Here is a 13,079-nt window from a genome sequence, read left to right as displayed (position 1 = left end):
AAATTAATGCGGCGTTTCACCGGCTTCGGCCGCAAGTTTCTTGCGCATCTGGCGGGTGCCCCAGAACACCAGTCCGGCGATCACCGGGATCGAAATCGCGGTGATCACGTCGGTGTTCAGGTGATGCAGTTCCTTCGTGCCCTTGGCCAGATACTGCACAAGTTGCGAGCCGTAATAGGTGAGGACGACGACGGAGAGGCCTTCGACCGTTTCCTGCAGGCGAAGTTGCAACTTCGCGCGCTGGTTCATCTGGCCGAGCAGTTCCTGGTTCTGCCGTTCCAGTTCGATATCGACGCGGGTGCGCAGCAGCTGGCTGTTGCGGGCGACGCGGGCCGAGAGTTCTTCCTGCCGGCGGCTGATCGCTTCGCAGGTGTTCATCGCCGGCAGCAGGCGGCGCTGCATGAATTCGAAGAAGGTCGGCAGGCCGGAAATGCGCGTTTCGCGCAGTTCCTCGATGCGCTGCATGACCAGCCCGTGATAGGCGCGCGAGGCGCCGAAGCGGAAGGTGGTGCGGGCCACTGAATGTTCGACATCGGCGGCCAGTGCCGACAGCGTGCCGAGTACCCGGCGCTCGTCATCGGCTGACTTGGCCTGGCCGATGTTGTCCATCAGTTCGGCCAGTTTCTTTTCGCCGTCGTAGAGCCAGCGGCCGACTTCCTTGGCGACCGGCAGGCCGAGCAGGGACATCAGGCGATAGGTTTCGATCTCGACCAGACGCTGCACGGTGCGGCCGGTCTGGCGCTGGGTCATGCCGTCATTGAGGACAAGAAAGCGCGAGAAACCGTTGTCGATCTTGAAGTCGGTGAAGATCCAGGCGGTGTCGTCGGCGACCCGGGCGGCGACCATCGTCCGGCCGTTCGGCGTCAGGCTGGCGAGCACCGAATCCGGGCTGATTTCGTCGGTCGACCGCAGCTCGACATGGGTGGCGACGATGAGCTTGCCGGGGATGCCGGCGATCCACTCGGGATGCACCGCGTCGAAGGCGGTGACGTCCGGGTGCAGTTCCTCGCCGGTGGCCAGTGGCCGGAAGAAGGTGTAGCTCGAAAACTCGGTGTGCAACTCCCAGCGCATGCGGAAAGCGCCGGTGTCGATCATCATGTGCGAATCGGAACTGTCGATCGAGTTGCAGACGTGGCCCTGGCAGAGCTTGGCGAGGTTGTCGCGGGCGGCCGGCGCCTTCTCGGTGCTGTGCTTGAAGACCAGGTGCGAAACGAGCATCGCGCCGACCAGCGGCACGGGCGGCCGGGCGTGGAACTCATTGTTGAGGCGCTGGCGGAGCGGGTGCTCCTGCAGTTCGGAAAGCATCAGACGTGGGTGCATGATCGAGGTCGGTGGCGTCATTGTTGCGGTGCAGCAGATTGTAGCGTATGGACTTCAGGATGCGGTGCGGGCCGTGAGATAGCGTCCGAATTCCTTTTCCAGGCCCGGCGCCGCCTGTTCGAGGAGGAACTCGCGGAAACGCTGGCCGGCTGGCAAAAGGCGCTTGCTGTTCATGTGCACGACGTACCAGGTGCGCTCGATCGGCGTGCCGATGACGTCGAAAACGCTGACTTCGGACGTCTTCAATTCGAGCGGCAGGGTGTGCAGCGAAATGAGCGCAATGCCCATGCCGGCCATCACTGCCTGCTTGATCGTCTCGTTGCTGCCCATGCTGATCGTCTTGGCCGGCGTGAACAGGTGATTCTTGAACATTTCCTCGGCGACGCGGCGCGAACCGGAGCCTTCCTCGCGGAGCAGGAAAGTGTCGTGGCGCAGCTCCTGTAAATCGAAGCGGCGGGCGTCACGCAGGGGGTGGTCGGAGGGGCCGATCAGCACGTAGGGGTGGCTGGCCATCGGCTCGGCGTGGGCGTCGATTTCGACCGGGATGCGACCCATCACGGCGAGGTCGATGGCATTGTCCTGCAGCTTTTGCAGCAGGCTTTCGCGATTGCCGACCGAGAACTGGACCTCGATGCCCGGATGCGCCTGCGAAAACTGGGCGAGCAGGCGGGGCATGAAATACTTGGCGGTGCTGACCAGGCCGACCGATAGCTGGCCGGTTTCGCCACCGAGCAGGCCCTGCAGGTTGGCTTCGGCATCCTTGATTTCGCCGAGCACGCGCAGGGCGTGATGGACCAGCAGATCGCCGGCATCGGTCAGGGCGACGCCGCGCCCCATGCGCTCAAAGAGCGGCAGACCGACGTTGTCTTCGAGCTGCTTGAGCTGCATCGAGACGGCCGGCGGCGTCAGGTGCAGCTCCTCGGCGGCGCGGGCGTAGCTCAGGTGGCGGGCGGCGACGACGAAAATCTGCAGCTGGCGCAGGGTCAGGGTGCGAACGAAGTTCATTGGTGGCTGAATGGTGCGAGAGAAAGGTTCATGGATTCCTTAATGTAGGGGGGCTTTTTCCGGGCGTCAATCAGCGTGTCAGATTCAGGTAAACCATGGGCAGGGTTTCCGGCAGGCGTTCGATTTGGTCGAGCACGCGCCAGCGCTGGCCGAAGATCTCGCCGACATAGCTGTCGGCCTGCGGGTCCAGGCTCAGGCAGAAGGTGCTGATGGCCGCGGTCGACAGCGATTCGACGGCCTTTTTGCTATCGGCGATCAGGTGCTGCGGTTCGCTGACATCAATGTCGGCCGGTTCGCCGTCGGTCAGGATGAGGAGGATGCGTTTTTCGCTGTGCCGCGCCGACAGCAGGTGGCCGGCATGGCGGATGGCGGCGCCCATGCGCGTCGACCAGCCGGCTTCGACGGCAGCCAGCCGTCCCTTGGCGGCATCGTCCCAGGGTTCGGAAAAGCCCTTGATGTGGTGATAGCGCACCTCGTGCCGGGTGTTGGAATGAAAGCCGGCAATGGCGCAGGCGTCGCCCAGTTGGGCTATGGCCCAGGCGAGCAGGGCGACGGCTTCACGGGCCGTGTCGAGGATGCTTTGCGTACTGCCGGGCAGCGTAGCGTTGAGCGACTGCGACAGGTCGATGAGCAGCAGAACGCTGATGTCGCGGCCAGCGGTACGGTGGCTGACATTGATGCGCGAATCCGGCTGATGGCCGCTTTTGAGGTCGACCAGGGCACGTACCGCAACATCGAGATCAAGCTCGCTGCCGTCTTCCTGGAAACGCAGGCGGACGCGGTCCTGCGGCTTGAGCAGATCAAGCAGGCGCTTGAGCTGGCGGGCGAGGACGGCATGTTTTTCCAGCAGGTGGTCGATGTCGGCCGGATTGCCGGCCGGATGCAGGGCTTCGTATACAGCGCACCAGTCGGGCCGGAAATCGCCGGTGATGTCGTCCCACTCCGGGTAGTAGCGCGGCGGCAGGCCGCTGGCTTCGTCGCTGGCCTCGGCTGGCGGCGGCGAAAAACTTTCCTCCTCGTCGCCGGCTTCGATGAAGGTCCACAGGTGGCGGTTGTCGTCGCGGTAATCGACTTCGGTGTCGGCAAAATGCACCTTGGCGAACTGGTCGCTGGCCTGCCGGCTGCGCGTGACATAGCTCAGGGCCAGATCGGCCATGGCGCGGGTCGACGCCGCGCCCTCGCCGAGCAGTGCGCGGAAGCGCTGGGCGAATTCGACGAGCAGCGGGTTTTGATAGCCGTGGGCGGCATCGAGGCAGGCGCGCGAGAGGCAGATCAGGCGATGGCGCAGGCAGTTCTCGCGTGCCGGGTCGCAGGCGTTTTCGGCCGGCTGCGGGTGCAGGGCGAGGAGCAGCGGTGCCAGCCCCGGGAAGCGGCGCATGATCAGCGCGTCGATGCGCGCATCCTCCAGCGTTTCAACGGCCATGCGCTGCATCGGGCTCCAGTTGTCGGCGATCAGCGGCATGCTCCAGCAGCGATGGCCGGCCAGGTGGGCGAGCATGGCGCGATAGCGGGCCAGGCCCGAATGATCACCTTTGTCGGCCAGCGCATCGGGCAGGCGCAGGCCGTCGGCGGCGAGGTAGGGCAGGACCGGCCGCTCGCTGAAAATGGTCGGGCAGGGAACCAGGGCGCTGTCGTCCTGCCACAGTGCCTGCAGGGTCAGCGCCAGCTGGCGTTCGACATCGGCGAACAGCGTGCCTTCGCGTTCGCGCTGCAGGATGGCGCGGCTTTCCGGCGATTCGAGGGCGAAATAGGCGCGCTGCTTGTCCGGGTGGTCGCCGTTCAGGCGGATGCCGTCGTCGATCCAGCGCTTCAGGCCGGCCAGCGAAACAACGCCGAGCAGACGCGGTGCCTGACCGAAAAAGACCGGCAGCGACGGGCTGGGTTCGGTGACGTGGTGGCCGTGGATGGAGCCCGAGGTGCGGGCGGCCAGATCGAGGCTCAGCGTCAGGTAATGCTGCAGGGCCTCGGCCGTGCGCAGGCGTTCGGCAACGGCCCCCAGTGTTTGCAGCAGCGGCGTGACGGCCGGACCGTTGGGGGATTTCTGCAGGCTGCGGATGGCGGCCATGACGGCTGGCAGCGTGGCCGATTGCGCCAAGCGCCTGGCGTCGACGACGCGCGGCCAGTGTTCGAGAAAGGCGAGCAGGGGTTCGGCGCCGCGCCCGAGTTTGCCGATGACCCGGGCCGCTTCGAGAAAGGCCGGTAACTCGTCGGCGGCGATGACGCGTTTGGCCGCCAGCCAGCATTCGTCAAAGACATCGGCGGCGGCAGCGAAGCCGGAGTCGAGGACAGCCCACGCCGCCTGCGATTCGGGGTTGGCCATCAGGCGTTGCCGGGCATCGGCGACGCTGCGGATGCCGGGAACGGCCATCGCCGGCTAGCCGAAAATGGCAGCGATGGCGTGATCGAGTGTGGCAATCACGTCGGCGTCATCGGTGATCGGGCGGACCATGGCCATCTTGCAGGCGTCGGCCGGGGCGACGCCCTGATTGATCAGCTGGGCGGCGTAGACGATCAGGCGGGTCGAGATGCCTTCATCCAGACCGTGGCCTTTCAGGCGCCGGCCGGCCTGGGCAACCATTATCAAATTTTGGGCAATTTCCGGGTTGACCGTGGCTTCGTTGGCGACGATGGTCGCTTCAAGGTCGGCCGGCGGGTAATCGAACTGGAAGGCGGTGAAACGCTGTTTGGTCGATTGCTTGAGATCCTTCATCAGGCTCTGGTAGCCGGGGTTGTAGGAAATGACCAGCTGGAAGTCGGGGTGGGCCTTGACCAGTTCCCCCTTCTTGTCGAGTGGCAGGGTGCGGCGGTGGTCGGTCAGCGGGTGGATGACGACCAGCGTGTCCTGTCGCGCCTCGACGATTTCGTCGAGGTAGCAGATGGCGCCGATGCGCGCAGCCAGCGTCAGCGGGCCATCCTGCCAGCGCGTGCCGTTGGCGTCGAGCAGGTAGCGGCCGACCAGGTCGGCCGCTGTCATGTCTTCGTTGCAGGCGACGCTGATCAGGGGCTTGCCGAGCTGCCAGGCCATGTATTCGACCAGCCGCGATTTGCCGCAGCCGGTCGGTCCCTTGAGCATGACCGGCAGGCGGGCGGCGTAGGCGGCGGCATAGAGCGTCACTTCGTTGCCCTGCGGCTGGTAGAAGGGTTCGCGGTGCAGCTTGTAGGCGTCGGCGTGGTTCATGGTCGTTCTCGCAGGCTGAGATGAAAAACCCCGCCGCAGCGGGGTTGGCCGGGGCAATTACTTATGCACGCCGAGCTTTTCGCGCCAGCCTGGGTAGATCTGGTCGGCGTCCTTGGGGAAGGAAACGAAGGCGCGGGCAAATTCCGGATGCTCCTTGGCCCATTCGATCGGGTCGGCCTTGGCTTTCCAGCACTCGTAGGCCTGACGCAGCGACTTGGCGCCGGCCGCCGGGCTGTCGATGTGGCCGTAGGCGCCGCCACCGGCGGTGTTGATGACGTTGCCGTGGCCAAGATTTTCAAAGAAACCGGGCAGACGCAGGGCGTTCATGCCGCCGGAAATGATCGGCGTCGTCGGCTTCATGCCGTACCACTCCTGGTGGTAGGCCGGGCCGGTGTAGCTGTCGCGCTCAATGATGTAGGCGATGGCGCGGTCGTCCTTGTCGCCTTCCATCTTGCCATAGCCCATGGTGCCGACGTGGATGCCGGAAGCGCCTTGCAGACGGCTCATCTTGGCCAGCACGTAGGCGGTGTAGCCGCGCTTGGCCGAGGGCGAGGTGACGGCACCGTGGCCGGCGCGGTGGTAGTGCAGATACTGGCCGGGGAACTGGCGACGGGCGGTGGTGATCATGCCCGGGCCGCCGACATAGCCGTCGACCAGGAAGGCCACCTTGTCGGCATCGGGGCCGAAGGTTTCGAGGACATACTCGCCGCGGGCGACCATTTCGTAATGATCGTCGGCGGTGATGTTGGCCGAGAAAATCTTGGCTTCGCCGGTTTCGTCCATGGCCCGCTTCATCGCGTCATAGACCAGCGGCATCACCTTCTTCATCGGCGCGAAAACCTGGTTGCCCTGCGGTTCGTCGTTCTTGATGAAGTCGCCACCGAGCCAGAACTGGTAGGCGGCGTGGGCGAACGGCTCGGGGCGCAGGCCGAGCTTCGGCTTGATGATGGTGCCGGCGATGTAGCCGCCATCCTTGATCGGCCGGCCGAGGATGCGCCACATGTCGGAAATGTCCTTGGCCGGGCCGTCGAACAGTTCAATGGCCCGGCGTGGCATGTAGAAGTCGTACATCTTGGCGTGCTCGATGTCGCCCATGCCCTGATTGTTGCCGATGGCCAGCGTCAGGAAGGAAACCAGCATCATGCGGCCGTCGGTGATGTTGCGGTCGAAGAGATCGATCGGGTAGGCGATGCGCATTTCCTCGGTCGCCTCGTCGATCTGATAGACCAGCGCATCGACGCCCTTGGTGAATTCGTCGGTGGTGCACACCTCGACGTTGGTGCCGGTAGATGACTCGGCGGCGAAGTGGGCTGCCGCTTCGAGATAGCCGTGGCCAGCCTTCGGTTTCATCTTGTAGGCCACAAGGATGTGGCGGCCGCCGGCGATCAGGTCTTCTTCCCTGAGGCTGAGGTCGGCGTAGCGGTTTGACTGGTCCATCGTCTTGTCTCCTTGATTGTTCGTCGGGGAAAAACCATGGACTGAATGCTAGGCGGGGCTATTGATAAATAATAGTCACGTGTTTTTATTGGACACTTAAGCTATTGGTGATCTTTTGTTATGGCATCGGCAAATCGGTTTTCAGGCAAAAATCGGCGTTGACCGTGGCAGATGAAGGGAAAGCGGGGCCACGGGCTGAGTGGCGTAAAATGGCGGGCTAACCAGGGCGCGAACGTGCCGGCCTGACCACTGACAAAGGGATTATGAAAGACTATTACGGATTACTCGGCGTCTCTCCCGATACGACCACCGAGCTGATCAAGGCGGCCTACCGCAAGAAGGCGGCGCAGTTTCACCCTGACCGCAACCCGGCGCCCGATGCGGCCGCCAAGTTCCGGGAGGTGCAGGAGGCTTACGAAGTGCTGGCGGATGTTGATCGCCGCAAGGTTTATGACGAGACGCGACGCTCAAGTTTGATCGACGATCCCTTGGCCGTAGCCCGCGAAATCTGGTCCAGCCATTTAGGAAAAATGCAGCAGTGAAAAAATCTTATTACTTTGCCGAACTGTCATCGTCGTACGACGCCGAAATCCAGGACCTGCTCAACGACTCGGAAGGCAAGTCGGCGCTCAAGGCCCGGCTCAAGGAAAAACGTCAGGAACTGGCGTCCATCCTGCCGATGATCGAATTCGCCCCGGAGATGGTCGTGCCGGTGTTCTACGACGCATTTTCCTTCGCCAATCCGAAGGCGATGGCGGCGGTGGTCGACTGCGAGCCGGATGACGGCGATTTCCCGGGCTGGGACGCTGTCTCCCCGCTGGTTACGGTGGCCGACTGGGCGGCGCCATACGTGACGGCCGTGCTGGCCGCGCGGGCCGGCGAGGAATTCATGGTGACGGCGGCCAGTCTGGAGTTCATCCGCAAATTCGATCACAGCGCACCGCCGGCTGCGGCCGAAGATGACGAGGATGCGGACCGCGAGCGCAGTGATGACGATGACGGTCGCGACGATGATGATAGTGATCGCGACCTGGCCGAGGCTGGCGACGACTGGCTCGGCGAACAGGGCTTCGATTCGCTCAAGTCCTGATTCACGCTCGCAAAATTCGATCTATTTGATAAGGCAAGACATGACGCATCCCGTTGTACTCAAGACATCCCAGCTCATCCTGGCCGGCGACCTCAAGGGCGCCGAAACGGCGCTGGCCAACATCGCCGACAGCGAGGGCGACGACGCCCTGGTTGAGGTCATGAACGATATCGCGCCGAAGGATTTGCTGGCCGTCATGCGCGGCTTCGACGGCTCCAAGCAGTCGGTCGTCAATATGCTTGTCACGCCGGAGCAGTTCGCCCGCGCCGTCATTCTTGAAACGCGCTACCGCGACCAGACGCACGCCGCCCTGCACGGCATGATGAACGCCGTGCTCTATCGCGATGAAGAGATGGCCGCCGAGTACCTTGAGGCGATCGGCGAGATCGAAGGCGGCTACGAAGTGCTGGCCAATTATTTCGCCGAGCGCGACGACGAGTTCCTCGCTTTCGCCATCTCCGGCGTCTTCTCCGAGGATTTTGACGCCGAGCACGGTCATGAATCGAAGTCGATTTCGTGGCTCAACGAAAAGATCGAAGAGCTTGACGAAGCCCTGCACGAAGGCAACTCCATCGCCGGTTCGCGCCCCAAGGTGCCGCGTTCGCAAATCGCCGACCACGACTGGCAGGAAACCGCCTGGGTGCTGCGCTACGAGCTGTCGGATATTTTCGAGCAGATCGTCATCACCCTGCGCGACCGTTTGGCGCACCGCGTCGAAGTGCTGGAGGAAGGCGAAGCGGAAGACAGCAAGCCGAAATCCGCCCCGGCCACGGCAGCGGATGACGAGGAATCGGCGCTCTAAGGATGGCGGCAATGAACAACTCAGTCACGCTTGTCGATGACCGCCCGTTCTTCGAGAAAGCCGTCCGCTTCGGGCTCGAGCACGGCATCCTGACGCGCGAAACGATAGCCCGCATCGAAGCCGATGCGCCCAAGGGCATTGTCCAGATTGCCGACCATTTCGGCACCGCATATCTGCGCACCGATCTGGAAAGCGCCGTGACGCGCATGGCCAACCTGATCAGCCTTTATCTCGAAGATTTCTCGAACGGCGACCTGCGCGCCGCCGCCATGTCCTTGCGCGACAACACGTTGCTCTCGCATTCGCGCGGCGGCTCGGAAATGCTCAAGCGCCTGCACGCGATGCCCGGCGAAACCAGCCTGCACGCCCGCAAAGTTGATGCGCAGGGGCAGAAAATCTTCGTCAACGAGCGCAGCTTTGCCTTCCCGCTCAGCGTCGCCAGCTATCGGGCGCAGGTGGCGCAATGCCAGGCCAACCAGATGCGCATCGATTTCGCCCGCTGGCTGGCGCGGCAACTGAACACCCGGCCGGAAGAATGCGAAGACTACAGCGCCGAGGAGATCATCCGCTCGGCCATGCTGCTTCTTTACGTCGGCGCCAAAACGCTGGAAATGCCGTCGAAGCGGGAGTTCGTCAAACTGATCGAGGCGCTGCGCAAGAAAACCTTCAAGCACAAGCCGGCCGGCGTCGATGCGTTCCTTCGTGAAGCGCCGACAGCCTTCCAGGAAATGACCCGGCAGGCCATGCAAGACTTCATCGATGACGCCCTGCCGCGCCTCAAGTCACCGGAAAAATCGCCCGATGAGATTCTCCACGCCGAAGCCCAGGGTGCCTTTTTTGTCCGCGACCTGCCGGAAGAAGACGTCGTTGCCTACGACCGTCTGGTCGCCAAAGAGTGGGTGCGCATCACCAAAGGCAACGCCGATGACCCGGCCGTACTGGCGACCATTTTTCTCAGCGTCGCCACCGGCCATCCGCCGAAAGCCGCGGCCCTGCTCAAGGACGCCAAGAGCATCATCGCCGCCTTCCGTACCCAGGGTTTCGACAGCAAGGCGGTGCTCGCCTTTATCGAGGAACACGCTCCGTTCGAACAGCGTGAAGACCTCAAGCTCATGTGGTCGCAGGATTTGCAGCCGGATGCCGAAATCCATCTCGCCGACAACGATCCGCAGATGCCGGACAGCCATATGGACCGCGCCTTGCAGTATTTCCGGCAAAACTGCGTGGCGAACTGGAAGGGCAGCCGCTAGGGGATTGCTACGGTCAACCGGGAAAAACGGCCAATAATGAAATGGCTTGGCAAATGCCAAAAACCATTCCCGTCGAGCTTGCCACACGGCTGACCCACAAATTCCTTAAAATACCCAGCCATGAAATCACCGCTGATCTCGCTGTGCCGTTCCCTCTCGCTGGCCGCGCTCGCCAGCCTGAGCCTGAGCGCCTGCCTGGCGACGAAAGCGCCGCGGTCCTACCAGTCGGAGGCCTTCTCCAGCGAGACGCCGTTCCAGTACTACAGCAGTCGGGATGCTGAAGCCGCCTGCGAAATCGGCAAGCGCGCCCTGCTCAGCCAAGGCTATCAGATCGATGAAGAAAAACCGCAAAGCGTACGCGGCGAGAAATTTTTCCGGCCGCGGCCCGACGAGGCAAACCGCCTGAGCATCACTCTCGTCTGCCTGCCAAGCAGCCTCGGCGCAGTCATCTACGCCAGCGCCCTGGAAACCCAGTTCGAAATGAAATCCAAGGGTAGCAGCGCCGGGGTCAGCGTTTCAGCGCTCGGCTCGGTTTCACTGCCGTGGGCCATCGACAAGGACACCCTGGTCAAGGTCGGCGAAGAAACCGTGATCGCTCACGATTTCTACCAGCGGCTTTTCGAGCTGATCAAGTCGCTCGACAGCTAGCAGACTGTCTATTCCCGCTCCGAATAAGTCGGCAGCGTGATGCGGAAAGTCATGCCGAGCAGGCGGGCGGCGAGGACGATGCCCATGCCAACCCAGGCGGCGATCACCGACGAAACACCGAGATATTGCAGCCCGACCAGCGCCAGCGCGCCGGCCCAGGCGGCCGAAGCGTAGAGCTCGCCGCGCACGAAAACCAGCGGCACTTCATTGCACAGCACATCGCGCAGCACGCCGCCGACTACCCCGGTAATGACGCCGAGCAGGCTGGCGACCAGCCACGGCGCGTGCCATTCCAGCGCCACCTGTGTCCCGGCGATGGTGAACAATGCCAGCCCGATGGCGTCAGGAATCAGGAACAGCCGCGGCGCCAGCTTGAGGCCGCGCACGGCAAAGAAAATGATCAGCGTCGTCGCGAAGGCGACGAGCAGGTAAGTCTGGTCGCTGATCCAGAACACCGGGCGGTCGAGCAGCACGTCGCGCACCGTGCCGCCGCCCAGCGCCGTGGCGCTGCCGACCATGACGGCGCCGACCAGGTCCATGTTTTTGCGGCCGGCATCGAGCACGCCGGTCAGCGCATTGACAGCGACGGCGGCGAGGCCGATCCAGTAAAGCAGGTTTTCCATGATTGATTGAAATAAGCAGGAGCGCGAAGTGTAGCGGTTTGCGTCGGACCGGGCACGAGCCGCCGGAGATCGAAAATTGTTACAGTCAGCGCCAGCCGCTCAGGTTATAACTGGCTGTCATTCGCCGAAGGCTCCTTCCGCATTCACCTCAAGCGCCCATGTCCCTCATCACCAAAACCGATCAGCAACTGATCTTCCATCCCATCGACTTCACCCTGGCCGTGCTGCGCAACTTCAGCAAAAATCAGGGCTTGCTGCTGGCCGGCGCCGTCGCCTACTACGCGCTGCTCTCGCTGCTGCCGATGATCATTCTGCTGGTGCTTGGCCTGTCGCGCTGGGTTGATCAGGCAGAATTGCTCGCCACCCTGCAGCGCTACCTCGAATGGCTCGTGCCCAGCCAGGCCGCTGCCGTGCTGGCCGACGTCTCTGGCTTCATCGACAACGGCGTGTCTATAGGGTTCGTCCTGCTCGGCACCCTGATATTTTTCAGCTCGCTGACCTTTTCCATCCTGCAGAAAGCCATGGCGCAAATCTTTGCCCACCGCCATGCCACCGAAAAACGCCACGCCCTGGTCGCCGCGCTCTTGCCCTACAGCCTGCTCCTGCTCGCTGGCGTCGCCCTGTTCGGCATCACCGTGCTCTCGGTCACCATCCAGAGCTTGTCGCAGGAAAGCCTCTACGTCTTCGGCGCCGAATGGTCATTGCGCCGCCTCTCCGGCCCCGCCTTCTACGGCATGGGGCTGGCCGGAGAAATCCTGATCCTGACCCTCTTCTACACCGTGCTGCCGATCGGCCGCACCCGCATCCGCCACGCCCTGCTCGGGGCAGCGGTCATCACCGTGATCTGGGAAATCGTACGCCACGTCCTGGTCTGGTACTTCGCCACCCTGTCGAGCGCCAGCGTCGTCTACGGCTCGCTGACCACCGCCGTCGTCGTCCTGTTCAGCATCGAACTGGCCGCAACCCTGCTGCTCCTCGGCGCCCAGGTCATTTCCGAATACGAGCAGCTCGAAAGCCGGCTCGGCGATGCTGGCGGTGCGGGCTGAGCAATTCCCACGGTCAACCGAGAAAAACGGCCAAAACCGAAATCCAGCCAACCTACTAAATGAGCGCTAAAAGCTGTGCATAGAATGCCATTTGCAATTTTGGCGAAATATTCATATTGTCCGTTCTGCTACACGCACTGAACAGCGTGCGGGATATCAAATTTGGGCTAGTAACCCAAGCTGCCGTGCAACTACACGGCTTAAGGTGCGGCCCCTGCGGGCGTATGTGGAGGTGCGCTTCGGCCTGGCGACATAGGTCTGTAGCCGCCACATGCTACCCAAAGGATAAGCCAAGCTGCTGCTCTAGGCCATTCGCGGTAAGCCAAGGGCCACGCCACGCAACGGCGTGTAACAAATAGCCAACCCTAACCAGTTGGCAGCGCTGCCAGCGTAAACAGGGCTAATGCCATGTTGAAACTGACAATCAAGCTTCAGTTGAGCTACCAGCAGTTGGTTCAAGTCATCGTCCTTCTGCTAACGTTCTTCTTCGGCTAGCATCAAACCCAGTCCCGAAAGGGGCTGGGCCATCTGCTTTGATAGCTAAAGAACTACCGGGGACAGACCCTGAGGTTTCCCCGCAGATTTCCAATTTAGATCAATTGGTTAAGATCAAGTAATGCATGCATGACACCGTTAAAACCTTCATCGCGGTGACCAAACGTTGATGGAGGTGGGCCATG

12 protein-coding genes are annotated in these 13,079 nt (G+C 62.6%); 6 read left to right on the top strand and 6 right to left on the bottom strand.

Features of this window, described 5'->3' with window-relative positions:
• Window positions 1-3 precede the first annotated feature (3 nt).
• The 5 genes from WBK19_RS08380 to WBK19_RS08360 form a co-directional block, all read right to left on the bottom strand.
• Window positions 4-1,341: a DUF3422 family protein gene (locus WBK19_RS08380; protein WP_511288717.1), complete on the bottom strand. Its 1,338-nt coding sequence runs from the start codon at window positions 1,339-1,341 to the stop codon at window positions 4-6.
• Between the two features lie 33 nt (window positions 1,342-1,374).
• Window positions 1,375-2,325: a LysR family transcriptional regulator gene (locus WBK19_RS08375; protein WP_511288715.1), complete on the bottom strand. Its 951-nt coding sequence runs from the start codon at window positions 2,323-2,325 to the stop codon at window positions 1,375-1,377.
• Window positions 2,326-2,395: 70 nt separating this feature from the next.
• Entirely contained in the window at window positions 2,396-4,693 is a 2,298-nt protein-coding gene (locus WBK19_RS08370) for a nitric oxide reductase activation protein NorD (RefSeq protein ID WP_511288713.1), read from the bottom strand.
• Window positions 4,694-4,699: 6 nt separating this feature from the next.
• Window positions 4,700-5,503: a CbbQ/NirQ/NorQ/GpvN family protein gene (locus WBK19_RS08365; RefSeq protein WP_511288711.1), complete on the bottom strand. Its 804-nt coding sequence runs from the start codon at window positions 5,501-5,503 to the stop codon at window positions 4,700-4,702.
• A 57-nt stretch (window positions 5,504-5,560) separates the two neighbouring features.
• The gene (locus WBK19_RS08360) at window positions 5,561-6,940 is read right to left on the bottom strand and encodes a ribulose-bisphosphate carboxylase (RefSeq protein ID WP_511288709.1); all 1,380 of its coding nucleotides are present in this window, start codon (window positions 6,938-6,940) and stop codon (window positions 5,561-5,563) included.
• Between the two features lie 263 nt (window positions 6,941-7,203).
• Here WBK19_RS08360 and WBK19_RS08355 point away from each other — a divergent pair, with 263 nt between their 5' ends.
• From WBK19_RS08355 to WBK19_RS08335, 5 genes are all read left to right on the top strand, one after another.
• Window positions 7,204-7,482 (top strand): DnaJ domain-containing protein, encoded by a 279-nt coding sequence (locus WBK19_RS08355; RefSeq protein WP_511288707.1) that lies wholly within the window; start codon window positions 7,204-7,206, stop codon window positions 7,480-7,482.
• Window positions 7,479-8,030 carry a hypothetical protein gene (locus WBK19_RS08350; protein ID WP_511288705.1) on the top strand — a complete coding sequence of 184 codons (552 nt, stop codon included), beginning with the start codon at window positions 7,479-7,481 and terminating at the stop codon, window positions 8,028-8,030. Before WBK19_RS08355 ends, WBK19_RS08350 begins: the two co-directional genes overlap by 4 nt.
• Before the next feature lie 40 nt (window positions 8,031-8,070).
• The gene (locus WBK19_RS08345; protein ID WP_511288703.1) at window positions 8,071-8,832 is read left to right on the top strand and encodes a hypothetical protein; all 762 of its coding nucleotides are present in this window, start codon (window positions 8,071-8,073) and stop codon (window positions 8,830-8,832) included.
• A gap of 11 nt (window positions 8,833-8,843) precedes the next feature.
• Entirely contained in the window at window positions 8,844-10,082 is a 1,239-nt protein-coding gene (locus tag WBK19_RS08340) for a hypothetical protein (protein ID WP_511288701.1), read from the top strand.
• 120 nt (window positions 10,083-10,202) lie between these two features.
• Window positions 10,203-10,730, top strand: coding sequence for a DUF2242 domain-containing protein (locus WBK19_RS08335; RefSeq protein ID WP_511288699.1), 528 nt, complete (start codon window positions 10,203-10,205; stop codon window positions 10,728-10,730).
• Between the two features lie 8 nt (window positions 10,731-10,738).
• On the opposite strand, the gene WBK19_RS08330 is transcribed toward WBK19_RS08335, so the two are convergent.
• A complete protein-coding gene (locus WBK19_RS08330) occupies window positions 10,739-11,353 on the bottom strand; it encodes a trimeric intracellular cation channel family protein (protein WP_511288697.1) in 615 nt (204 codons plus the stop codon).
• A gap of 158 nt (window positions 11,354-11,511) precedes the next feature.
• Here WBK19_RS08330 and WBK19_RS08325 point away from each other — a divergent pair, with 158 nt between their 5' ends.
• The gene (locus tag WBK19_RS08325; protein WP_511288695.1) at window positions 11,512-12,399 is read left to right on the top strand and encodes a YihY/virulence factor BrkB family protein; all 888 of its coding nucleotides are present in this window, start codon (window positions 11,512-11,514) and stop codon (window positions 12,397-12,399) included.
• Window positions 12,400-13,079 lie beyond the last annotated feature (680 nt).

This window comes from Azonexus sp., assembly GCF_049652925.1.
Taxonomy (GTDB): Bacteria; Pseudomonadota; Gammaproteobacteria; order Burkholderiales; family Rhodocyclaceae; genus Azonexus.
The sequence above is the reverse complement of the archived record's forward strand: the minus strand, read 5'-3'. Positions and strand labels throughout refer to the sequence as shown.

What these genes read in the sequence shown, in the direction of transcription:
- WBK19_RS08375 (WP_511288715.1), bottom strand. Translation starts at nt 2,325, where the DNA reads ATGAACTTCGTTCGCACCCTGACCCTGCGCCAGCTGCAGATTTTCGTC.
- WBK19_RS08360 (WP_511288709.1), bottom strand. Translation starts at nt 6,940, where the DNA reads ATGGACCAGTCAAACCGCTACGCCGACCTCAGCCTCAGGGAAGAAGAC.
- WBK19_RS08365 (WP_511288711.1), bottom strand. Translation starts at nt 5,503, where the DNA reads ATGAACCACGCCGACGCCTACAAGCTGCACCGCGAACCCTTCTACCAG.
- WBK19_RS08355 (WP_511288707.1), top strand. Translation starts at nt 7,204, where the DNA reads ATGAAAGACTATTACGGATTACTCGGCGTCTCTCCCGATACGACCACC.
- WBK19_RS08380 (WP_511288717.1), bottom strand. Translation starts at nt 1,341, where the DNA reads ATGACGCCACCGACCTCGATCATGCACCCACGTCTGATGCTTTCCGAA.
- WBK19_RS08370 (WP_511288713.1), bottom strand. Translation starts at nt 4,693, where the DNA reads ATGGCCGTTCCCGGCATCCGCAGCGTCGCCGATGCCCGGCAACGCCTG.
- WBK19_RS08335 (WP_511288699.1), top strand. Translation starts at nt 10,203, where the DNA reads ATGAAATCACCGCTGATCTCGCTGTGCCGTTCCCTCTCGCTGGCCGCG.
- WBK19_RS08330 (WP_511288697.1), bottom strand. Translation starts at nt 11,353, where the DNA reads ATGGAAAACCTGCTTTACTGGATCGGCCTCGCCGCCGTCGCTGTCAAT.
- WBK19_RS08345 (WP_511288703.1), top strand. Translation starts at nt 8,071, where the DNA reads ATGACGCATCCCGTTGTACTCAAGACATCCCAGCTCATCCTGGCCGGC.
- WBK19_RS08340 (WP_511288701.1), top strand. Translation starts at nt 8,844, where the DNA reads ATGAACAACTCAGTCACGCTTGTCGATGACCGCCCGTTCTTCGAGAAA.
- WBK19_RS08325 (WP_511288695.1), top strand. Translation starts at nt 11,512, where the DNA reads ATGTCCCTCATCACCAAAACCGATCAGCAACTGATCTTCCATCCCATC.